Genomic DNA, 22,221 nt, shown 5'->3' with positions numbered 1-22,221 from the left:
TGAAAGGAAACCTATGCTAGAATTACATCAGAAAGAAAATCAGAGCCCGAAAGGAAAACAACCGAGACGATTCGAAAAATACGGATCGATCAGAATGAAGATTCTGCTCATCTATTCGATCTTTTCCCTAGCGAACCTGCTTTTTTTCTCGATCATTATTGTCGAGAATCAGCTGGATCTGCTGATCGACAATTTTTCCTTAAAAAGCGGCAAGCTCGGAGAAATTCTTGGGAACGATCTTAAAAAAATAAATCTGGTTCTTCCAGAGAATTTCGAAGAATCATCCGTGGTTCCGGAGGATATTAAGAGAATTCTAAAACTAAACGGAGTAGATTCCTTTCATCTATTTGGAAAAGAAGGAATCCTAGCCTCGGTCAATTCTTCCATGGAGAGTGACGGAAAAGAAGCCAACGAAATCAATAAAAAAATTCAAGAGATCGAAGTCGCACCCACTAGTAGCTCGTACTACACCCTGCAATCAGAAAAAGGCGGAATCACTCGATTTTTAATCCCGCTCGCACTCGAATCAGGTCATTACATTTACTTCCAATTAGGTTACTTTTCTTTATTAGATTCTTTGAATAGCATTGTATTTCAGCTAGCGCTTGCATTAGGCTGGGGAGTTCTTTTCCACTTTTTATTCGGGCTTTATCTAAACAGAAAGATTTTTAAACGAATTTCTTCTTTAGAGGAGGCTAGCGGTAAAATGGCGGAAGGCGCACTCGCTACTCGCGTAACTTTTTATCAGGAGATCCCGGACGAATTACATAGAATGGGGGTTTCGTTTAACGATATGGCCGAAAAAATCGAAAACTCGGTCGCGAACTTAATGAAACTCAATAAGCAAATCCAAAGGGAACTAGAAATAGGAAAGCAAGTCCAAGAGTTACTGCTTCCAACCAAAAACGTACTTTCGGACTATTCTCCGGAAATCTATTACCGTCCGATGAGGGAAGTAAGCGGAGATATTTACAACTTCTTCGCTTTTGACAAGAAGTATAAGGGAGTCTTCTTGGCGGACGCTACCGGACATGGGATCTCTGCGGCGTTGGTCACTTCCATCATACAAATGTCTCTGAATACGATCACAAAGGACACCGCAAACCCGGGCAAAATCGTAAATCACATCAGTAACAATTTGTTTTCCATCCTACGAGCCTCCTTTTTTGCTTCAGGAATTTTTGTTCTATTTGATTGTAATGATAAATTATATTTCTGTAATGCAGGTCATAATCCTCCGATTTTGCTCCGTAAAGATTCTAAAAAAATAATACTGATGGAATCTACTGCTGCTTTACTCGGAATCGGCTCAGAAGCCGCATCTTCTGTCCGAAGCATTAAGGTAAATCCGGGTGACAGAATCCTATTGTATACCGACGGGATAGTGGAAGGAAAGGATTCTGCGGGAAATATGTTCAGCTTGGAAAGATTAGAAAGCCTACTTTCCCAGGGCGATTCCCTTTCCTTGTATGAACTTCGGGAAAACATCCAGAAAGATTTCGACTCTTTTTGCAAAGAAATAAAGGACGACTGCACTTTCATTTTACTGGAAGTACCCAATGGCAATTAAGTTTAAGATACTAATTCCTTCTCTATTCATTTTGCTTGGCTTTTTACTGACTGCAATTTATGAGCAAAAAATCGCACAGTTAAATTGGAGTGTAGGAAAAAATCAACTCTTCAAGTACGAATTCTCTTCCGAATTGTTGAAAAAAAGAATCATCGCGCAATCTAATGAAAACTCAGATTTATCTTCTGAAATTAGAGTAAATTTAGAAGAGGCGAATTTATTTTCGAATAACGGAATCATTCCGACCTATCGACCAACTTATATTCAAGTGATAGGAACTACTTTAGTAAATGGAGTAAGGTTTCTCACTCTAAAACGACCGTTGGAGGAAAATATTCACAACGGCTTTCTCCAAAAAATTCAAAACGCATTCTATTACGAAAGAACAATGAGATGTGACAAAGCAAAGGATTACTACGAATCCATACTCTCAGAGCATTCCGATTTTGTTAGAGAGGCGAACGATATTGCCTTTGTTAGACTTCATTACGGTTACTGCCTTTTTGTTACCGGTGACTTAGAAAAAGCACTGGAGAATTTCCGGATCGTAAAAGAAGTCAGACCCGGCTCTTCCTTCTCGGAAAGCGCTCACGCTATTGAAAAATTGATTGAAGAAGCAAAAGTCGCCAGAGCCACCCAAGAGTCGGAAACTTTTGATAAACGAAGGAAACTCGAGTTACTTTTACGTTCGGGAGATTTTGCTTCCATCATCTCCGAAACAGAAAAAACGGACACGGAAACCCCTGAAGTTCTTTTGATCCGGGCAAAGGCTTTAGAAAAAACTGGAAGATTTTCGGATGCTCTGGGTCAGTACCTATCGCTATCTGCACAAAGGGAAAAACCGAATATTGCTAAAAGTGCAAACGCAAGGTTACTACTGATCGGCCACGTTTTTCTAAAGGATGAAAGAATAATCACTATCGCAGAAAACAACGCGAAAGCATTGGGCGATCAAAAAACTGTCGAAGTAGTCCGATCTGAATCAAAATCGATTTCCGGAAATGGTTTATTAGATCCTTCTTATGCACGTGAATCAAACGACCCTAATATTTCGAAGCAGGACCAAGAAACAGAAAAAGACCAGAAGCCGGAAACTGACTTAGGCCGAAAGGATCTGATTAACAAAGAGTTGGACGCCCAGTTGGCATCTTACTCAGGGATATTGAAGAAGAAGAACTCAGATTCGAATGTTCTAGAATTAGAACTTTCTGATGGAAGACATTTGTTGGCAAAGTTTATCCAACTCGAATCAAATGTGTTTAAAATCAAGACTTCAACTTATGGCATAGATGTTCCGTTTTCCTTGCTCAAATCTATCAGAATCAAGAACGGCGCATCTGGATCAATTCTGATCACTTCCGATTCTAAGAAAGGAGTCGGAACAGAAATCCAACACGTAGGCGAAAGCCTAATCTTAAAAGGACAATCAGGAGAGATGTCTTTCGCAGATAAGTCCATTCGATCGATTCATTTACAATGAGCAAAAATGAGTAGAGTAACCGCAATTATCTCCAGAACTTTTTTCATTAGCATAACGGTTCTCTTGTTCCTATCCAAGAGTATTTACGCGGATGTCATCTATTTGAATGACGGCAGAATATTTTTAGGCAAAGTAAAAGAGTATGGAGAAGAGCATGTTGTAATAGAAAATGATGGCGAACATGAAAAAATCGCCGGCTCGAGCATTACGAATATCGTACTTGGATTCGAGGGTGACTCATTCTGTTACCAAACCCGTTCGGACGATACAGTGATTTGCGAGAAAGAACTTTATGCGTCCGATACATCCGGAAAACTATATTTATCAGAACCAAAAACTGAATCGATAGAGACTCTTAGCTTTGAGGAAATTAGAGAATTCGAAATCAAGCCAAAGGACAGTTTAAATCCATTCAAAAATCTGCAACCTGGCTGGAAGCTTTCGATAAAACTTAAAAACGGTTCTATCTCTACCGGGACGGTTACCTCAATATCAAAGAACAAGTTACTATTCAACGTCTCGAAGAAAACTTATGCAATTACTCGGAATCAGATTCAATCCATCGTGCATCGCAAGGAGGATGAGCCAAAGGTTGGGCCGGATTCGAATCAATATTCTTTCTCGGATTTTATTTTACCAGGAGCCTATCAGTACAGGCGTCGGGATCAATTTCTTGGAATCAGCTACGTTTCATTGCTTACAAGCCTTACAATTGCTGCAGGTTACGAATATTCAAGAGGAAGGCAGGAAAGGAAAAAAGATGAGGAGAGATTGGACCAGCTTCTATTATTCAATCAATCTTTGTTGATGTTGAACTATTCTAATTACGAAACTTACTCAAAGCATTATAACAACAACCATGGACTGCTCGCTGGCATCGCATTTCTATTTTTGGTAAACTCATTAGATATTCTCTTATGGAAGCCGAATCTACCGGTAAAATTATCGTTTTACGTAACCCCGGAGATAGGTAAGTTAGAGAGGCCAAACTCTTCAGGACCCAAGGTCTTCGAGAATCCGTTTGGCCTCTCCCAAATATCATTTTCGCTCAGCCATTCCTTCTGAAGGCGCCCTTCCTCCAAACCCGATCCTAAATCCAGTATAGAAAAGAAAAGATTTACCATGCAACGACATCGGAATATATCAAATTTCGTGCAAGTAGATTCGGCTAACCGGAATCTGGCTTTTTTCGTCATCTTTCAGATACGCCACATGGGATCCGCCGGAAAAGTATTCAATATGAGAAAGATATTCCATATTAATTACAAATTGCTTATGGACCCTTCTGAACCTAGAAATCGGTAGCTTGGACTCTACGTCCTTTAAGGTTCCGATTACTTCGATTTGATCATTAATAGTATGCAAGACCGAATGCTTTGCGTTCGATGAAATGTATACTATATTTGAAAAGGTCACGAAGATATTCCTTTTTACGCCTTTAAAAGTGGTCCCTAAGGTATCCAGAACTATCTGCTTATCTCCAGTCATAGATTTTGCAATCAATGCATGAGCTCGATCCAGTGATATTGCCAATCTATCAGGATTCACAGGTTTCGAAACGTAATCGATGGTGCCATAGTCAAAAGCTTCCTTCGCATAGCTGTCATAACCAGTGACCAAAATTACGTAAGGTGGATTCACTAGATTCTTCAGGATATCGAAGCCCGACATCCCGGGAAGTTCCACATCCATCAACACCAAATCCACCTTACTCCTCATCAGAACATCAAGTCCCTCGGTTCCGTCATCGATCGTAGTAATCGATTCGAACCTTCCATCCCTTTGAAGCTCTGCTTCCAAGAACCTTGATATTTCAGCGTTATCCTCGATAATCACCGCCTTATGTCCGCTCATAGTTTTCTTAACCTCCTACTTGCTTTTAGAAACGACTTCGAAAGAAACTTCAAAGCCCCTTCCATTCCCACTTGCTATACTTATATTCGCCTCAGGATTGTTTCCTTTAATCTTATCAAAAAGATTCCCTAATGTACCGGATAGGTCCGGCGTCAAAACTGAACCTTTACCATTGTCGCGGACTGCTATCTTGATTTTTCCGTTTGCGACTTGTTCTAAGGATATTTCTATCTTAAGGTCAGCGTGTTCTAAAAAGGTATTATGCTTAATGGAATTCTCCACAAGTGTCTGTACGGAAAAAGGAGGAACCTCCCATTCGTCATAACTTATAGAAGAGAGATTCGAGATTCGAATCGAAATACCTCCGCGGTATTTCGATTTTAGTAATTCAATATAATTTAAAGTAAAATCGATCTCTTCCTTCAAAGTGACAAACTTTAATGCGGAGTATCTAAAGAGAAAGCGTAGACTACCTCCCAAAGAATCCAGATAGCTTGTTGCTGCCTCAGAATTACCCTGATCGATCAAAATCCTCAGAGTCATCAGACAATTAAACAGAAAGTGAGGAGCCATTCTAAGTTGGTATCCGTCACTCTGGTTAGATAAATAAGATTCTTTCTTCCTACGAGAGCGAAAAGAGGCGAATATAGAATTTTGGAACGAAGCTTTTCGATTCGGTCCGAGGTAAATCAGAACGAACCCAAGGAGAAACAGAACAAACATCCAAAGATATATATTTATATCTCCGCGAATCACTCCTAGTGTACCGAGCACAAAAACCAAAATGAAACTCGGAATTGCAAAAAACCTACCCTTGATAACTATTACTCCTGGAACCGAAGAACCTAGTTTTCCTATATTCTCCTTTTGCATACGATCGGTCATTTCGAAGATAAAAACCCAGGGATTTCATTCTCTGGACGAGAATCATATTCCTTCCATATTTAGGATTAGAATATAACTTTTCTTTCCAAACTCTGGATTGATCCATTTTTTCATTCCTTATAATCAATTCTTTATTCCGGGTTCATCGCGATGGTTCCGTCGAAAAAAAATAGTATATTTTAAGATTGTAATATTTGTATTTTATTTTTTTAGTAATAAATACTTAACAATAAAAACATTTCATGAGAAATGATTAAAATACTTTATAAAATATTTATTATGAACGCTCGTAATGAACAAAGATTGGAATTAAAAATAAAAGTCAGATACAACTCGAAAACGAAGCGATCTTAAGCAAAAATCTTATGAGGAAAAATGAGAATTACCCATGCTAAATACGATAAGGCCAGACCCAGATGAATTCGAGTTATTGTCTATGCTCTGTGTGGAATCAATCCAATCAGAATTGAGCGAAAACCAGAGCAAAAATGTTCAAAATATTTTCCTGAGGAGACCAGACTTAATCAAGAAGTATGCGAATTATTTAGATTTCTCTAATTTATTCTCAGAATGGAAAGAAGGGTCACTCAAGATCAATTCACCGAGTAGGAGAATATTTCGATTTAATTTTTTTCAGAAATCTCTCCCCTGGACCGCCTTGTTTGCTTCATTTTTAATTACACTGACTATCTTCCTTTATGAAAAAGAAAAAAATATTTCTTTGATAGAATCGACTCGGGGTTTAAACAGAAAGGTAGAAAATCAGAAGAACCAACAATCTGAATTTGCTATTCCTGTCGTCTTGGAACTGAAGGACGGCAGATCCTTTTATGGAAAGCTTTCAAAAGAGGAAAGATCCTTAATCCTTTCGCGAGAGAATTCTACTTTAAAGTTTCGCGAAGGATCAATGCATTCTATTCAGCTTGTTCACGAAGAGCATAATGACTAATCTTTGACTTTTCCTCAAGGCCTTCCAAAAAAATGGAAATAATTGCCTCGAATGCGGATAGATTTGAATGCTTGCTGTTTGCAAGATATGTCGGATTCAGTATCCCATCGACTGTTGCCAATAGTATGTCTACTGCCAATTCAGGATCTATATCAGAACGGATTTGCTTTTTAATTTGTGCTTCCTTGAGCAACCCGGTCATACTCTTAATTCGTTCTCTTCGAAAGTTCTTCATCATTTCGTAAATATCCGGCCTAGCTTTTTCTACATCCTGCGCAAAGGATTTGGACATCTTTGATCCTAAATCGGATACAAAGAACAGTAAAGTTTTGAATCGATCGAAGGGCTCCTTGGTAGTCTCCGAAAGCACTGTATCGAATTTGGCTTTTACCTTCTCACGCATGTACGAAAAAACCGCGTCGATCAATTTTTCCTTGGTTTCGAAATATCTGTATAGGGTTCTCTTACTGATTCCGATATGGCTGGAAATATCGTCCGTATTCGTTTTTGAAAAACCGGAAGATAAAAACAGTAGAAGTGTTCTCTCCAATATTCTTTCTATCATACAATCATCCGAAAACTTTCATATCTATTCACTTTGACGCAATCTTTCCGTCCACCAAATGAACCTTTCTCTTTGTCATGTTTGCAAAATCCTCATCGTGAGTCACAAGAACGATCGTGGCGCCTTCCGTTTTGTTGATGTCTTTTAATATTTCCATAACGATTTTTGCATTGGCCGAATCTAACGCTCCTGTCGGTTCATCGGCAAAGATATACTTTGGATTCATGATCAAAGCTCGTGCAATCGAAACCCTTTGCATTTGACCTCCGGAAAGTTGTGATGGCAGTCGATCCATTCGATCGCCTAGATCAAATCGCTTCAATAATTGCATCGCCTCTTCTCGTTTGTTCTTTTCTGATCCGGCTTTAATTGCTGGCATCAAAACATTTTCCAGTGCGGTAAATTCTGGCAAAAGATAGTGAAACTGAAAGACAAAGCCCATATGTTTGTTTCTAAACGAGTGCAATTCTGATTCCTTGCATTTACTCAGGTTCTTTCCGTCTATCTCGACTGATCCGCGACTCGGATCATCTAAACTACTAGTCACATAAAGCAATGTACTCTTGCCAGAGCCGGATTTGCCCAGCAGAGAAATAAACTCTCCATCCTTGATGCTTAAGTTGATTCCCTTAATAACATCAGTGGCAGGTTTGCCGAAACTCTTCCAGACTTCATTTAGAACGATAGCCACTTCTTAATCTCCACGTATGATTTCAATCGGCGACAGTTTGCTTGCGGAACGGGCCGGAAAAATACTTGCGATAAGAGTCGCAATAAATGCCAACAAAAAGGCTTGCATATAGATGCTCGGCTCGAAGGAAATCACCATCATTCCGGACTTAGTTTGCATCAGAGGGTTTGAGAATGCGACATGCTCTAAACGCCTACAAATCAAATGTCCCAACAGCATTCCGAGCAATCCTCCTGCTACTCCAAGAATCAATCCTTGAATGAGAAAGATTACGAGTATATCTTTGGCTTCGTATCCGATCGATCTAAGTATGGCTATTTCTCTTCTCTTCTGCCCAATAACTATATTTAAAATATTATATATTCCAAATCCGGCAACTAACAGAATAGTACCGACTAAAGCGTACCGAATTGCGTCCTGCATTTTGAAAAGAGATATGAAGGTAGCGTTTACTTCCTCCCAACTCTGGACTTTTACGTCCCCTGCCTTTTCCCACTGCTTGGCTTTTATAGTTGCACTTCTGACGTTTTTGAGTCTTACTGCAATATCACTGATCTTGTTTGGTGTCTGATTCAGAGACTGGACGTCACCTAAATATGCATAGGCGGTTGTATCATCCACAGCCTTGTTTCCCATTTGAAATACTCCAGAAACCCGAAAAGGTACCGGATTCGATTTGCCTGTGCTAAGATACACTGTTTCTGAAGTTCGAGTCCCTAGTAATTGGCGCAAACCTTCACCAATGATGAGCTTGTTTCCGCTCTCATCTATGTCCGAAAAATCTCCGGAGATTATGTTTTCCTTGATTCTAGCTACTTTCGTTTGCTGTTGCGGATAGACCCCCACAATTCTTCCAGCTTCTGCAATCTTTCCCCTTCGAAAAATCACTTTTACTTGAAGCTGAGGAGAACTGGATTCTACTTCTTCGTCCTTGGAGATTTTCGATAGCCATCCTGATTGGTTTTCTATTTGAGCGCTATCTCGTCGACCGGAAGGAGGTAGTGACCAAACTGGAATTTCCTTATTTGAGAATAAAGATTGGTCGAAGTCGTGTTCACTGATGATTTGTACTTTAGAAGAAATTCTTACATGTGCGTCGTTGTTGACCAGCTGATCGACCAAGTATTCGCGCAATCCAAGCATAATTCCGGAGATCACGATATAGGCAGTGGCTCCGAGAACGATTCCGAGTAAGGTTAAAATTGTCTGCCTTTTTCTGGAAGACATTTGCCTTAATGCTATAAAGAACATCTAATTCTCCTCGGATACAAGAACCTGATCTCCTTCCTTTATATCCCCAGAGAGCAATTCCGCATATTCCCCGTTAGATGATCCTATCTGAATCTGTCTATCACTAACCTTTCCCTTTTCTAAGACTCGAATTTTCCCGGACTTTATTCCGCTAATTGGAACCAGTGTAACGTTTTCTTTTAAACTGGTCTCTATCGCTACGTCAGCGGTCATACCAGGCAGAATTTCATCCGGAAAAAAGTCGGATACTATATGGACCTGAAACTGGCCTTCTGCTGGATAAATCGATTTGACTTTTCCCTTGAACATTTTATCGCCTAACGCCTCAAAGCGGATCCTTACCGATTGACCTCTTCTAACTTTTACCGCTCCTTTTTCTTCCAGAGAAACAAGTAGATAGCGTTTTTGCAAATCGGTGACGGTCAGTATTGGCACCTGCGGAACAACAGATTCATTCAATTCAAAAGCGATATTCGTTACTACTCCGTCGATTGGAGAATTCATTCGACCAAAACTATCGAATTCCACCAACGGCGCTCCCCGAGAAACTCGGTCACCTTCTTCTACATAAATTTTTCGTAAAGTAGAAGGTATTGCCACTCTTAGATGATAGACTTGGGAGGAATTGACAGTGGCCAGTCCATAAACTGAATCTATCAAGGAGCCGTTAATCACTTCTACGACTCGTTCTTTAGGTTTTCTTAAAATACTAAATAATGCGAAAAGAAGAACTATAAATATCAGAAGCCCCAAAAGTAGAACTCTTGGTTTTTGTTGAATAAACTGGATTCTCTCTAACAGCATGCTTCTTCTTGTCCTCAAAACCAGCCTGGGCACAAAATCCCGAAGAAGTAAACTATTTTTTTGTCATTCAGTTTACCAGAGGATAAAATTACCAAAAAAATCTGCTATAGCAGATAAAACGCTCTCAATTTTTTATTTTATTAGAAATTATTCTGCAAATTGCTTACGGTATTCCTTCCAAAAATTCTCATTTGGCTCCCAAGGATCCGACTGCATGTGAAACCCGGGCTTTAATCCGAGCAAAAAGTACATCTGTGTATTTGATTTATTTTTCACGGGCAACTTTCCTCTGGATCTAAATCGAAAGAAAGGCTCAGCTAATTTAACCACGTCCTTACTTACATTCACCTTGCCTGGCTCACTTGCGGTCTCTAAGCGACTCGCTAGATTGACTGTATCACCCCATACATCATAAGAAAATTTGCGAGCGCCAATGACTCCAGCGACTAAAGGTCCGCTATGAATTCCGATGCGAACTTGCCAAGTGTGGGACTTTGCAGTCCTGGTTCGACCTGAAATCTTTTCCAAATTTCTTATGATCTTCATCGCCGCGAGGATGCTATCGACCGCGTGTGAACCCCGATAAGAAGGAACACCGCCTGCGCACATGTATGCATCGCCGATCGTTTTCAGTTTTTCTAATCCAAACTGTTCAGTAACGGAATCGAATTCGCGAAAGCAGGCATCGAGTTCCTGCACAAGTTCGTTTGGGGATAGTTTTTCGGCGATCGTTGTGAAACCATAAAAGTCTGTAAACAAAACAGTTGCAGACTTTATTAGTCTAGGGTTAGAAATCCCGTGTCGCTTTAGTTCGTCTGCCGTTTCTTTTGGCAAAATATTCAGTAATAATTGGTCCGCTTTTTCCTTTTCTTCTTTCAATCTCCTTTCGGCTTCCCATGCACTCTTGGACAATTCGTTTCCGAGAAAACTCAACCATATGATTACCAAAAGAATACTAGTAAAATAAAAATAATCTAATAGAAGCCCTTCCAAATGAAGGATTGGTTCAAAGAAATATCGCAATATTTGAGAAAGTGCCATCAAGATAGCGAGAGCGATTTCCACCAAAGCAATCGCGACCTTTCTTTCTGCTGGGAAAATGTAAAAGGGTAAGAAGAAGCTCGCTATAATATATAAATCTAGACCAGCTCCTGTCGGTAATATTCTGGAAATGAGCAGTAACTGTAACCAACCTGCTACTGCAAGTAAAACCGGAGCATAGCGATGCCTATGGGTTGCATTCAGCCAAATTACTCCCGAATAACACGCTATATTCAATCCCCAAAGTATAAACATCCAACCGGGAAACCTTAAGCCAACCGCCGTGAATAAAATATAGTAGATGACTGTGAATATGCTCGTAACGAATACCACCGCATTTGTCGCGACGATATACCTCGGTTCTTCGCCTGGAACAACTCCGATGTTCAGAAGGTTTCGCCAAACAGCTGTTGCGCGCTTGCAGAACTTAGTTATCAATCCGATCCATTTCATTGGCCTTATACTTCGGCCAACTCTAAGATTCCATATTTTTCTTTTACCTTGTTGATCCTTGACTCCATTTCCTTCCAAAGCGTTTCTTTTTGTGGATGGAATGTCGCAAATACACCTTGGCGGATTAAGTCGACAATCTCATCCAAGCTGAAGTCCAAAAATCTCCAGAGTTTAAAATATTCGTATGTTAAATTTACATTAAATATCTCTGGGTCATCTGTGTTGATACAAAGCGGGAGCCCTTGATCATAATAGTACCGAACCGGATGGTTCTGTTCTTTTCTTACATACTTCCCGGTGAACACGTTAGACGTCACACAAATCTCGATCGGTATTTTATTTTCCCGCAGATAGTTTACCAACTCGGGATCTTGGATGGCAGAAGTTCCGTGTCCGATTCTTTCTGCCTTGCAAAGTTCCACGGCTTCCCAGATTGCCCAAGGTCCGTCATCTTCGCCAGAATGCGCGACTACTCTCAAGCCCGCTTCTCTTGCTTTTCGGAAAACATCCGCGTAATCGCGGGCAGGCCCCATCAACTCTGCGCCGCCTAATCCGATTCCGATCACTTCCTTGTGTTTTAGTTTAAGTACGCGATTTAGATTGTTCATCGCATTTTCCGGACCGAAGGATCTCGATACATCGACTAGGATTCTGATTTCAATTCCATCCTTAGCTTTTTCTTCACGGATTCTCTCCACGAGATGATCCACCATCTCTTCAAAATCCAATCCATTTTGGATGAATTTGGAAGGAGCAAAGAAAACTTCTGAATATAGAATATTGTTCGTTCTCATGTATTCCGCAAGGCTTGCGACGAAATACGAAAAGTCATCTGATCCTTTTACTAGACTTTGTATGAAGAAGAATAGTTGGATAAAACCATTCAAATCTTTGAAATTGAATTTAGCTTCGAATTCCTCATCCGAAAGACTGATCCCATTTTTGACCATTAACTGTTTCATGGTCGCTTTGTTTACACAGGCCTCTAGGTGCAGGTGAATTTCCGTCTTGGGAAGTTCGCGAATGAAGCTGATCACATCTTGGTCCTGCAATTTTTGCCGACTAAGATCGGCAGGTTCTAAGAGCGCAGAACCGGTGGATTTTCCGGCCTCGTGTGCCTCGGAATCTCCCAAAAGCCAAGAAGGCGGCGATTCGATTTCTAACTCGAGCAATCGAATTCGTTCGTTTAATAGATTATTTATCTGCTTATCAAAGGAAATTTGAAGTGAAGAAGAATACGGTCTGTCAGCCGGCAGTCGGCTTTTCAACCGATTCAGTTCACTGACGTCACGATCGAGAATTCGAATTCTCTCCAAAATTTCGGTGAAAGTCAAACCCACGGGAGCAGGATAGAGAAATCCTTTCCGGATTTCAATTCCTAAAAAGAAAGTTCCGATTTTCCCCTCATCTTTTCTGAAATTCTTCCGATCCTTGAAAGAGATTCGGAGGATTTTGTCGCATGATTACCGCGAGAAAGACGTTCCTACCTTTTGCACTTCCACTGATTTCAGAAAAAGCGATTGAGGAAGTGGTCTCGGTCCTTAGATCCGGTTGGATCACCTCTGGGCCAAAGGTCAAGGAGTTCGAACAGGAATTCGCGGCCTACACAGGTGCAAAATACGCCATCGCATTAAATTCCGCGACCGCCGGTTTGCATCTAGCTCTTGAATCGATCGGGCTCTGCTCCGAGGATGCTGTCTTTGTACCCGCTGTCACTTTTACGGCGACCGCCGAGGTCGTTTGCTATTTTGGCGCAGAACCGATTCTTACTGATGTCGATCCGACCTCGAATCTAATGACCGCAGAAACATTAAGATCCGCGATCCAGAGAGAGTGCGTATACGCAAAAGGAAATCTGATTCATAAACTTACCGGAAAAACCGTCCGTGCGTTCACGCCGGTTCACCTTGCAGGCGCTATGTGCGATATGGATTCGTTAAATGAAATCGCAAAAGAATTTCATTTATACGTTATTGAAGATTCGGCTCATGCTTTCCCTGCAACCTTAAACGGAAAGAAAGTAGGAACTCACGGAGACTTTACTGTCTTCAGCTTTTATGCGACCAAGGGAATCACGACCGGTGAAGGCGGAATGGTGACGACCAAACACTCTCACTTTGCGGAAAGGATGAGACTGATGAGATTACACGGAGTCAACCGCGAAACCTATGATCGTCCTGGCTGGTATTATGAAGTAGTTTCCCCCGGCTTCAAATATAATATGACCGATATTGCTGCGGCAATTGGAATCGTACAGCTCTCCGAAGCCGAAGAACTTTGGAAAAGAAGAAAGTGGATTGCGGAGAGATATCTTGCTGAATTCTCTGACCTTCCATTTCTGCATCTCCCTTCGCCGATGAAAAATGGTGAGCACTCCTGGCATTTATTTCGAGTAGAAGTGGATAGAGTCACAGACAAGATCGACCGCGACATCCTTTGTGCTGAATTAAAAAAAAGGAATATTGGAACTAGCCTCCACTTTATTCCTCTATACGAACATCCTTTCTATCAAAGATTTGGAATGGATAAAAAGAACTTTCCAAACTCAAATGCAATGTATAGACGCACACTTTCCCTTCCACTCTTTCCCGGAATGTCCGATTCTGACGTTGACGATGTTATCGCCGCTGTCTCCGATATTTTCGAAAACCTATAAAGCGTCCTGAAAAATTACTCAAGAGGGGGTTTTGTTGATCAGGACCCAATAAAACCCTAGCTCGGCAACAGCTTTGGAAAAATGATCGAATTCGACTGGTTTGATCACGTAGCTATTTGCTCCCAGTGAATAACATTTTTGCAAATCAGAATCGTCGTTAGACGAAGTAAGCACGACCACTGAAATCGATTTAGTTCGGTCGTCCGATTTTAGCTTCTGTAACACTTCGGGACCGTTAATCCGAGGAAGATTTAGGTCCAGCAACACAACTTTCGGCAAAGAATTGACGTTTCGATCGGAGTAATTACCCTCGGCAAACAAAAAATCCAAAGCCTCTACTCCATCTTTAACGTGATGAATTTTATTCGCAGTATTATACTTTTTTAATGTTCTTATAGTGAGCTCGGCGTCCCAAGGATCATCTTCTACCAATAGTATTTCTACGTCATTCAGTTGCATCGGAAATATCCTCGTGAGCAGGAAGAGAAAAATAAAATGTGGCTCCATCGTCCACCTTGGCATCAGCCCAGACCTTCCCTCCGTGCCTCCTGACGATAGTATCCACCAAAGCCAAGCCTACCCCTGTGCCTTCAAAACGTTCGCTTCCATGCAGTCTTTGAAATACCCCAAACAGTTTGTCAGCGTATTTCATATCAAAACCCACTCCATTGTCCTTTACATAGTAAATAGGCTCGTCGTCTCCGATTCTACTTCCGACTTCAATGATCGTCTTCGGTTTCATACTCGAGTATTTGAGTGCATTTGACAGAAGATTTGTCCAGACTTGCTGTATCATTGCTCGATCTGCCTTGGCCAATGGAAGAGGTTCCATCCTTAGTTCTATCTCCCTGCCACCTTGCTGTCCGTGCAATTCATCGAATACGTTTCGAACGATTGCCGACATATCGATATCGCTTTTTGATATTGGATTTCTGCCGAGTCTAGAGAAAGTCAAAATGTCATCGATCAATCTGCTCATTTTGAAGGCGCCGCTCTTAATGATTTCGATTAAACGACCTGCCTCTGGATCCAGCTTATCTCCGTAGTCTTCGAATAGTATTTCCGAATAACCTATAATCGCCCGTAAGGGAGCCCTTAGATCATGCGAGACTGAATACGAAAATGCATCTAACCCTTTGTTGAGCGCGGCTAGTTCTTCCGTTCTTTTCTCAAGTTCCCTAGTCCATTTCTGCCTCATTTGCGAGAGTTCAATGTGTGTCTTGACCCGGGCGATCAACTCCCTTGCCGAAAAGGGCTTCAACACATAATCGTCTGCGCCGGCTTGCAGACCTTCGATCGCCGATTCTCCTCCCGCTCTCGCTGACAATAAGATAAGCGGAACATCCATCGTATGTGTATCGTTTCGTACTGCTCGTAGGAGTCCAAATCCATCCAACCTGGGCATCATCACATCGCTAATAATTAAATCAGGTTTTTTTAATAGAATCGATTCCAGAGCGGCATAACCATCAGGAACCGCATCCACTTCATAAATCTTATCTAATAAGCTCGTTATGTATTCCCGAAGATCCGCATTATCATCGGCGACTAGAATACGTAACTTTTTATCCTGTGCTTTCAAGGGCACGCTATCTATCCCGTTGACCTCATGATGCTCGCTTGTCGACGTAGACCATCTCAGAGCCTCCTCCACAAACTGGGTAATTCGTCTTCCTTTCGAATCAGAATGGCTTTTATTTCGTACATTTTCTTTTGGAAGATGTGCAAATCCTCTAGGAATAGAAATCGTAAACGTCGTTCCCTCGTTCACTTTGCTAGTTGCCTCTATAGTTCCTCCATGCAATTTTACAAGTTCATTAACTAACGCCAAGCCTATGCCTGATCCTTCGTGAGTTCTGGACTTGGCTCCGTGAATCCTGTGAAATCTTTCGAACAAATGGGGTAATTCTTCTGCAGGAATTCCCACGCCAGAATCCTTAACCTGGAGAACTGCGTGATTTCCTTTTAATGAAAGAGAAACTCCAATGGAGCCTTCGAAAGTGAATTTGAGCGCATTGGACAAAAGATTCAAGACGATCTTTTCCCACATATCATGATCTATGTAAATTTGTTCCGAAAGCTGAGGACAATCCAGCTCCAACTTGATTCCAGCTTGTTCTATAGCCGATCTAAATGCGCTGGCAAGATCACTTGTAAGCATCGCCAAATCGGTTGCTTGATAGGAAGCGTCAACCCTTCCCGCTTCGATTCTTGAGAAATCCAAAAGTGAATTCACTAGTTTCATCAATCTAAGAGCGTTTCGATAGACCATATGCAATAAATCCGAACTTAAAGTTCTATCGTGTGATCCAAGTGCATCTTCGATGGGCCCGAGCATCAGTGTGAGCGGGGTTCTGAATTCGTGACTGACATTACTAAAGAATGCGGTCTTTGCCTGATCGATCTCGGACAATTTCTCCGCTCTCAGTTTTTCCTGCGCGTAAGCATCCGCTGCAGAAAGTAAGCGGGACACATTTTGAGCGACTAACTTTAAGAAGTCGAAATAGTTATCATCTAACTCTCTTCTTGGGCTGACTCCGAGAATCAAAAACCCAAAAGGTTTTTTCTGATTCGTATTTTCAATCGGTATTACTACAGCAGTATTAGAAGGTTCGGGCCAAGGTCCACCGGGAAGAGGACCGAATTGCTGATTCAGATTTTTTATAACTAGTGAATCTTTAGAATCATAAGCCTCTCGTAAATTCCAAACCTTATCTCTATTTAGATCGATCGACTTGGGAGAAGCCGCGGTTCCGGAAGAAATTCCAGAAACTCCACATAGGTGCGCTTCCTTGGAACTTTCATCCAATAAATATAATATGGAAAATGGTGTGTCCGTCGAATGCTGGCTAAGTAAGTCGACTATAGAATTGCAAATATCGGACAACCTCTGGGAAGTATCCAGCGCACCTAATCCGCGTAAAACGACTAATCTACGCTGGGCAATAATCTGAGAAGTTACTTCGGCGACAGTTTCGAATATTCCACCGACATCCCCGCTTTCGTCGCGAACCGGAGTATACGAAAAAGTAAAATAAGCTTCTTCTAGATATCCGTTTCGTTCGACTGAAAATTGTGAATCCTCTACCCAAACTGCCTCGCCGCTTGAAAAAACGTTTACCATCATCGGGCTGATCAGGTCCCAAATTTCCGACCAGCAATCCGAGGCTTTCTGTCCCAAGGCCTTGGGATGCTTTTCACCCAAAATAATTCTATAACCGTCATTATAAACTTGTGCCCTATGCTCCCCCCAAAATATTACAGCGGGAAACTTGGAATCTAAACACAGCTCAACTAACGTGCGTAAGCTTTGTGGCCATGATTCGCGGCGTCCAAGGGGAGTTTTAGACCAGTCCATCTCCTTTACTAAGTCCCGCATCTTTTCTAAGCTAGGCAAAGGTTTAGGATCAGCCACCCGAGCTTTATCCGAGATTTTCAGTTCCTCTTTCATACGGCCACCTGCATATCCCAGAAAAGCTACACTAATAACACATAAATGACAACTTTTTCCTCGAAGAAGGCTTAAAAAACCGAATGGACTGGCACAGTTTTGGAGCCAGCCCTTTGAAAGCCAGACTTGCTCAGAGGTGCCGGAACCTTAGAAATTAATTACTTAACGACTATATCAGAGAATCTTGATTTTCTTTTTAGCTAGGTAAAGAGCACTAACGCAGAGATGGATCAGTTTTTTCGAATTTAGACCGCAGACTATTCGGAAATTTTGCACCAGGTTTTACTTGCATAATCTCCTGAGAAATATAAGATTTTAGTAGAAAGTGGGCAATTCCTTGGCGCCAAACCCGCGACCTTAAGGAGAATTTGGATAGGAATTGGGAATTTTTTTTGAGGGTTCGTTTCAGATGAAATTTTTCAATTTTATCTATAATTTATTTCGAAACCCAGACAAAGGTCCGCGGCTTAAAAATTCAAACTTTCTTACTAAACTTAATTTAGTTTCGAACATGGATGAGGGACATAGTGAATATTCTAAGTTAGAGCTTCCGTTAAAGCAACTTTTCTATATTATCGAGAAGCTTTCCTTCGGACAACCGCTCAATGAAATCCTGCTGACGATTATCACTGCAATCGAAGAATACAAGCCGGATCTACGAGCGAGCGTCCTTATACTCGACACTGATGGAAAAACTCTGAGACACGGAGCGGCGCCTCGACTGCCTGTCGAATACAACTTGATGGTAGACGGACTCCAGATCGGACCTTCAGCTGGATCTTGCGGAACAGCGGTTTATAGAAAGGAACTTGTTATCGTACAGGATATACAGACGGATCCACTTTGGAGCGACTATGTCGAAATCGCCAAACGCTTTCAACTCGGTGCTTGTTGGTCTCATCCGATCATATCTTCTACTGGGCAAGTTTTAGGCACATTCGCACTCTACTATTCTCAACCGAAGAAACCAACAGAACCAGAATTAATGTTAATCAATTCCTGCGCTTACATCGTTGGAGTTGCAATCGAAAGAAAGCGTAGCGAAGATTCTAGAAATCAGAGTGAAGCAAAATATAGAACTCTGGTGGAACAAGCATCCGATGCAATCTTTCTTATCACGGACGATAATTCTATTGCAGAAGTTAATCTGAGCGGAAGCAAGCTTCTCGGTTATAAAAAAGAGGAACTGTTAGGAAGAAAGTTCTCCGAGCTCTTCTCTTCAGAAAATGCGGAACAACCTGCGATTGAGATGAGTGCGATCTATATTGGGAAGTCCGATTTGTTTGAAAGAAGTTTGATAACAAAAGACTCTCGTATCTTTCCCGCGGAAATCAGTGTCAGTTTTATAAAATTGAACGACCAAACTTACCTGCAAGCAATGGTGCGAGATATCTCTGAACGCAAAAAAGCAGAGCTCGAAATCGTACGATTGAATCAGACTCTTGAAAAGAAAGTCGAAGAAAGAACAAAAGAATTGGAAGCTGCTAACAGAATCCTGAGTACCACCAATGAGAATTTGGTGAAAGCTCTGGAGGACTTGCAAAATCTTCAAGCTCAGATGATGCAGGCCGAGAAGATGGTAGCCCTAGGACAGCTTATATCAGGAATTGCTCATGAAGTAAATACTCCACTTGGCGCGATTCTAGCTTCTAACGAAAATATCGTTTCGCTTAAAGAAAGGAACCTCCTATCTCTACTGGAACAATTTACAAAATTCGACGAATGTGATCGAAAGCTTTGGTCCAATTTTTTTGAACATGGGGCACGAATCCCGAGCTTTGCAAACTATTCCGAGAACAAGCGAAAACGAAAAGAAATCCAAGCAATCTTTGAGCAAAAAGAGTATAAGGACAAAAAAGCCCTCGTAGAAAACCTAATAGACCTGGATCTGCCGATTCAGGATGTAAATTCAGTTTTGGAAAAGAAATCGGTCTCAGATGTGGAAAGGATTGTGCAAAATGCGATCGAATTCTCCGGGATATTTCGGTCTAGCCTGATCATCCAGGAGGCTACCCTTAAAGCAAAAAGAGTTATATCAGCGCTAAAGACATACATTCACCAAGATAGAACCAATGAACCTACTGTGGTGAACATTCCCGAGCAGATCGATACTGTATTAACACTTTATTATAATAGTTCAAAGGAACACGTAAACTTTGTCCAAAATTTCGATCCAGATTCTAAAGTTTGGGGAGTCGCAGACCAACTCTCTCAAATTTGGACAAATTTGATTTCGAACTCCTTACAAGCGATGGATTTCAAAGGAACTGTCACGATCCATACGATCCGACAAGGAGATTCTTTAGTGGTCGAAATCGGAGACAACGGCCCCGGCATCCCGAAAGAAATCCAATCTCAAATCTTTGAGCCTTTTTTTACCACGAAGGAAAGCGGTATGGGCAGCGGTTTGGGACTTAGTATATGCAAAAAGATCGCAGAGGAAAACGGGGGATCGATCAACTTCACCAGCTCTCCCAAAGAAACCAAATTTTCAGTCAAATTACCTTACGCTAACCATCGAAAGTAATTTTCTAAGGCTCCTTAATATTCGAATGAAAGCAGAGAATGTATATTCTAAATTCAGAATATACAAATTCTTAATTTGCAAAAAAAGTGTAGAACAAGAATACCTTAGAAAACAGAACTAGGATACCTGATTCCAGCTCCGATGCCTCTTCGGCTTTATCAAAATCAGTCAATGCAAGAATCCATTCCTCTGCCTCTTCGGCGATCTCAGAATCTTCGAATTTTACAAGGTCGATTTTTTTGTAGCCCGCCTTAGGAATCTCTACACCACAGGTTTCACAAAGATCTTCTAGAATTTCCAGGGATTCTTCGCGAACGATGGTCGAAAATTCCCCCATCTCCTTGGTTTCCATTAAGACGGATTCTCCAAGTTGAAGGATCTCCTCCATTACCCCTTCGCTTCCTTCTTCTTCAGCAGTATCTCTCCAGTTTCGTAAAGATTCTAATAGTGAATCTGTTAGTTCCAAAATCAATTCGGAGATATCCGTTTTTTCCTTTTCGTTTAACGGTTCCGGAAATCCGCGTAACCAAGATTCTTGGACAGCGCTGAGCGCGCCTTCTCCGCTTCCTAAAAAGCGTAAAATTAGAAAGACAAGAGCCCAAGGATTCTCAGGGTGTTTTTTTTCGTTGCAGAACTTTTGAATTGCGCGGAATTCCTTCAAAGAAAATGGCATAGACTTACAAACTAAGAATTAGGAGTCGATTCGACAAGCAGATTGCTTTAGTAAATTCCTTTCATTTTTTTCATAACTAAAAGATTCTATAATTATGGAAAAACTGAAAGTAGCCTTGGTACAATTGAGCAGTGGCCACGATTTAGAATCCAACTTAAATGAAGCGGAAGCCTGGATCAGGAAGGCCGCTTTGCAAGGCAGCCTTCTGGTCGCACTACCTGAGAACTTCTCTTTTTTCGGGCCGGAACATCAAAAAATAGAAAGCGCCGATCTAATCTGCCAATCAACGCGCAGTTTTCTATCCAGGTTATCTGGCGAATTGCGGATTCACCTATTGGGAGGAGGATATCCCACGCCGAACGGACAAGGAAAAGTATTCAATACTGCTTCCATGTATGGCCCGGACGGTTCTGAAATATTCAGATATTATAAAATTCACTTATTCGATACGAATCCTGGAGACGGCATTTCTTACCGCGAATCTTCCACTGTAATCCCCGGGGAACAACTACCTCCCTTATACAATTCTCCTTGGGGACCAATCTCTACCGTGATCTGTTATGATCTTAGGTTTCCGGAAATTTTCAGAGCTTTAGCAAAAAAAGGAGCTGATTTTATTTTTGTGCCCTCCGCATTCACAAGGCTGACTGGAAAAGCGCATTGGGAAGTATTGCTCAGAGCTAGAGCGATCGAGAACTCCTGCTTCATTTTGGCTCCCGCACAAACTGGTGAAAATATACGAGGAAGAGAAACATTCGGGCATTCAATGATCGTTTCCCCCTGGGGAGAAATAATCGCAGAAGCAGGAACTGAGAAAGGACTTATCGTTGCTGATTTAGATTTAGCAGGATTAAAAAGCGCCCGCTCCAAGCTGCCTTCACTAAAACATAGACGTTTCATCGCGGAATGGGAGACAAACTAAAACACCGGCTTAATAAGCTTAATGATTTATTAAAATTTTTGAATATTAAGGTTCGAACCAGATCTCTAAAACGTACCCGTCGGGATCGGCAACATATGCATAAGGACACCCGGGTGCAAATTCACCTTGCTCTAAAATACGTCCACCTGCCGGTTCAACTTGAGCGACCACAGGTTCAAAATCCCGAGGATCAATAAGCCTAAATCCTATGTGTTCCAATCCCCCCATTGTTCCGGATTGGGAATCTCCTTGCAAAAGATCTATGACATCCTTTGCGCCCGGAGTCCTAAATTCAATTCTGTCACTAGTGCTGTAAACTTCTTCAACTCCAAAAAGGCTATGGTAGAAGTGAAACGATTTTCTGAGGTCCTTTACGTTCATAGCCAGATGGGTTAGCCCGTACGTCTTGACCATGATTGAATATTCGCTTTTAATAATGCTTTAGTCAA

At 41.4% G+C, this 22,221-nt stretch carries 19 protein-coding genes; 7 read left to right on the top strand and 12 right to left on the bottom strand.

Annotated elements, in window-relative coordinates:
* The first annotated feature begins 13 nt into the window (after positions 1-13).
* Genes CH373_RS11285 through CH373_RS11275 form a run of 3 tightly spaced genes read left to right on the top strand, consistent with a single transcriptional unit; the run spans position 14 to position 4,115 of the window.
* Positions 14-1,570: a SpoIIE family protein phosphatase gene (locus tag CH373_RS11285; protein ID WP_100713692.1), complete on the top strand. Its 1,557-nt coding sequence runs from the start codon at positions 14-16 to the stop codon at positions 1,568-1,570.
* Entirely contained in the window at positions 1,560-3,050 is a 1,491-nt protein-coding gene (locus CH373_RS11280) for a tetratricopeptide repeat protein (protein WP_100713693.1), read from the top strand. The genes CH373_RS11285 and CH373_RS11280 overlap by 11 nt, the downstream gene beginning before the upstream one ends.
* A 6-nt stretch (positions 3,051-3,056) precedes the next feature.
* Positions 3,057-4,115 carry an LB_137 family protein gene (locus CH373_RS11275; protein ID WP_100713694.1) on the top strand — a complete coding sequence of 353 codons (1,059 nt, stop codon included), beginning with the start codon at positions 3,057-3,059 and terminating at the stop codon, positions 4,113-4,115.
* Between the two features lie 78 nt (positions 4,116-4,193).
* On the opposite strand, the gene CH373_RS11270 is transcribed toward CH373_RS11275, so the two are convergent.
* Positions 4,194-4,904 carry a LytR/AlgR family response regulator transcription factor gene (locus CH373_RS11270; protein ID WP_100713695.1) on the bottom strand — a complete coding sequence of 237 codons (711 nt, stop codon included), beginning with the start codon at positions 4,902-4,904 and terminating at the stop codon, positions 4,194-4,196.
* 15 nt (positions 4,905-4,919) lie between these two features.
* A complete protein-coding gene (locus CH373_RS11265; protein ID WP_100713696.1) occupies positions 4,920-5,789 on the bottom strand; it encodes a sensor histidine kinase in 870 nt (289 codons plus the stop codon).
* A gap of 388 nt (positions 5,790-6,177) precedes the next feature.
* Here CH373_RS11265 and CH373_RS11260 point away from each other — a divergent pair, with 388 nt between their 5' ends.
* Positions 6,178-6,738: a hypothetical protein gene (locus CH373_RS11260; RefSeq protein ID WP_100713697.1), complete on the top strand. Its 561-nt coding sequence runs from the start codon at positions 6,178-6,180 to the stop codon at positions 6,736-6,738.
* Here CH373_RS11260 and CH373_RS11255 read toward each other — a convergent pair.
* The 6 genes from CH373_RS11255 to add all read right to left on the bottom strand — a co-directional run bounded on the left by CH373_RS11255 (position 6,704) and on the right by add (position 12,883).
* The gene (locus CH373_RS11255) at positions 6,704-7,303 is read right to left on the bottom strand and encodes a TetR/AcrR family transcriptional regulator (RefSeq protein ID WP_100713698.1); all 600 of its coding nucleotides are present in this window, start codon (positions 7,301-7,303) and stop codon (positions 6,704-6,706) included. The genes CH373_RS11260 and CH373_RS11255 overlap by 35 nt on opposite strands.
* Positions 7,304-7,331: 28 nt before the next feature.
* Positions 7,332-7,994 carry an ABC transporter ATP-binding protein gene (locus CH373_RS11250; protein WP_100713699.1) on the bottom strand — a complete coding sequence of 221 codons (663 nt, stop codon included), beginning with the start codon at positions 7,992-7,994 and terminating at the stop codon, positions 7,332-7,334.
* A gap of 3 nt (positions 7,995-7,997) precedes the next feature.
* Positions 7,998-9,245: an ABC transporter permease gene (locus CH373_RS11245; protein ID WP_100713700.1), complete on the bottom strand. Its 1,248-nt coding sequence runs from the start codon at positions 9,243-9,245 to the stop codon at positions 7,998-8,000.
* On the bottom strand, positions 9,246-10,049 hold the full coding sequence (locus CH373_RS11240) for an efflux RND transporter periplasmic adaptor subunit (protein WP_100713701.1): 804 nt from the start codon (positions 10,047-10,049) through the stop codon (positions 9,246-9,248). It abuts the gene before it with no gap.
* A 147-nt stretch (positions 10,050-10,196) separates the two neighbouring features.
* Positions 10,197-11,543 (bottom strand): adenylate/guanylate cyclase domain-containing protein, encoded by a 1,347-nt coding sequence (locus tag CH373_RS11235; protein ID WP_100713702.1) that lies wholly within the window; start codon positions 11,541-11,543, stop codon positions 10,197-10,199.
* Between the two features lie 5 nt (positions 11,544-11,548).
* Entirely contained in the window at positions 11,549-12,883 is a 1,335-nt protein-coding gene (gene add / locus CH373_RS11230; RefSeq protein WP_100713703.1) for an adenosine deaminase, read from the bottom strand.
* Positions 12,884-13,002: 119 nt separating this feature from the next.
* Between add and CH373_RS11225 the strand changes: the two genes are divergently transcribed.
* The gene (locus CH373_RS11225) at positions 13,003-14,199 is read left to right on the top strand and encodes a DegT/DnrJ/EryC1/StrS family aminotransferase (protein ID WP_100713704.1); all 1,197 of its coding nucleotides are present in this window, start codon (positions 13,003-13,005) and stop codon (positions 14,197-14,199) included.
* Positions 14,200-14,217: 18 nt separating this feature from the next.
* On the opposite strand, the gene CH373_RS11220 is transcribed toward CH373_RS11225, so the two are convergent.
* Both CH373_RS11220 and CH373_RS11215 read right to left on the bottom strand, forming a co-directional pair.
* The gene (locus CH373_RS11220; protein ID WP_100713705.1) at positions 14,218-14,658 is read right to left on the bottom strand and encodes a response regulator; all 441 of its coding nucleotides are present in this window, start codon (positions 14,656-14,658) and stop codon (positions 14,218-14,220) included.
* On the bottom strand, positions 14,645-17,650 hold the full coding sequence (locus CH373_RS11215; RefSeq protein ID WP_100713706.1) for an ATP-binding protein: 3,006 nt from the start codon (positions 17,648-17,650) through the stop codon (positions 14,645-14,647). The genes CH373_RS11220 and CH373_RS11215 overlap by 14 nt, the downstream gene beginning before the upstream one ends.
* A gap of 511 nt (positions 17,651-18,161) precedes the next feature.
* Here CH373_RS11215 and CH373_RS11210 point away from each other — a divergent pair.
* Complete coding sequence (locus tag CH373_RS11210) at positions 18,162-20,177, top strand: GAF domain-containing sensor histidine kinase (protein WP_207761466.1); 2,016 nt, start codon at positions 18,162-18,164, stop codon at positions 20,175-20,177.
* Positions 20,178-20,247: 70 nt separating this feature from the next.
* Here the strand turns inward: CH373_RS11210 and CH373_RS11205 are convergent, their stop codons facing one another.
* Positions 20,248-20,850, bottom strand: a complete 603-nt coding sequence (locus CH373_RS11205) for a hypothetical protein (protein ID WP_100713708.1) — start codon at positions 20,848-20,850, stop codon at positions 20,248-20,250.
* A 94-nt stretch (positions 20,851-20,944) separates the two neighbouring features.
* Between CH373_RS11205 and CH373_RS11200 the strand changes: the two genes are divergently transcribed.
* Complete coding sequence (locus CH373_RS11200) at positions 20,945-21,772, top strand: carbon-nitrogen hydrolase family protein (protein WP_100713709.1); 828 nt, start codon at positions 20,945-20,947, stop codon at positions 21,770-21,772.
* A gap of 45 nt (positions 21,773-21,817) precedes the next feature.
* Here the strand turns inward: CH373_RS11200 and CH373_RS11195 are convergent, their stop codons facing one another.
* Positions 21,818-22,186: a VOC family protein gene (locus CH373_RS11195; RefSeq protein ID WP_100713710.1), complete on the bottom strand. Its 369-nt coding sequence runs from the start codon at positions 22,184-22,186 to the stop codon at positions 21,818-21,820.
* Positions 22,187-22,221: the final 35 nt, after the last annotated feature.

Source organism: Leptospira perolatii (assembly GCF_002811875.1).
Classification (GTDB): Bacteria; Spirochaetota; Leptospiria; order Leptospirales; family Leptospiraceae; genus Leptospira_B; species Leptospira_B perolatii.
Note: the sequence above shows the minus strand (reverse complement) of the source record. Positions and strands in the feature narration are given on the sequence as shown.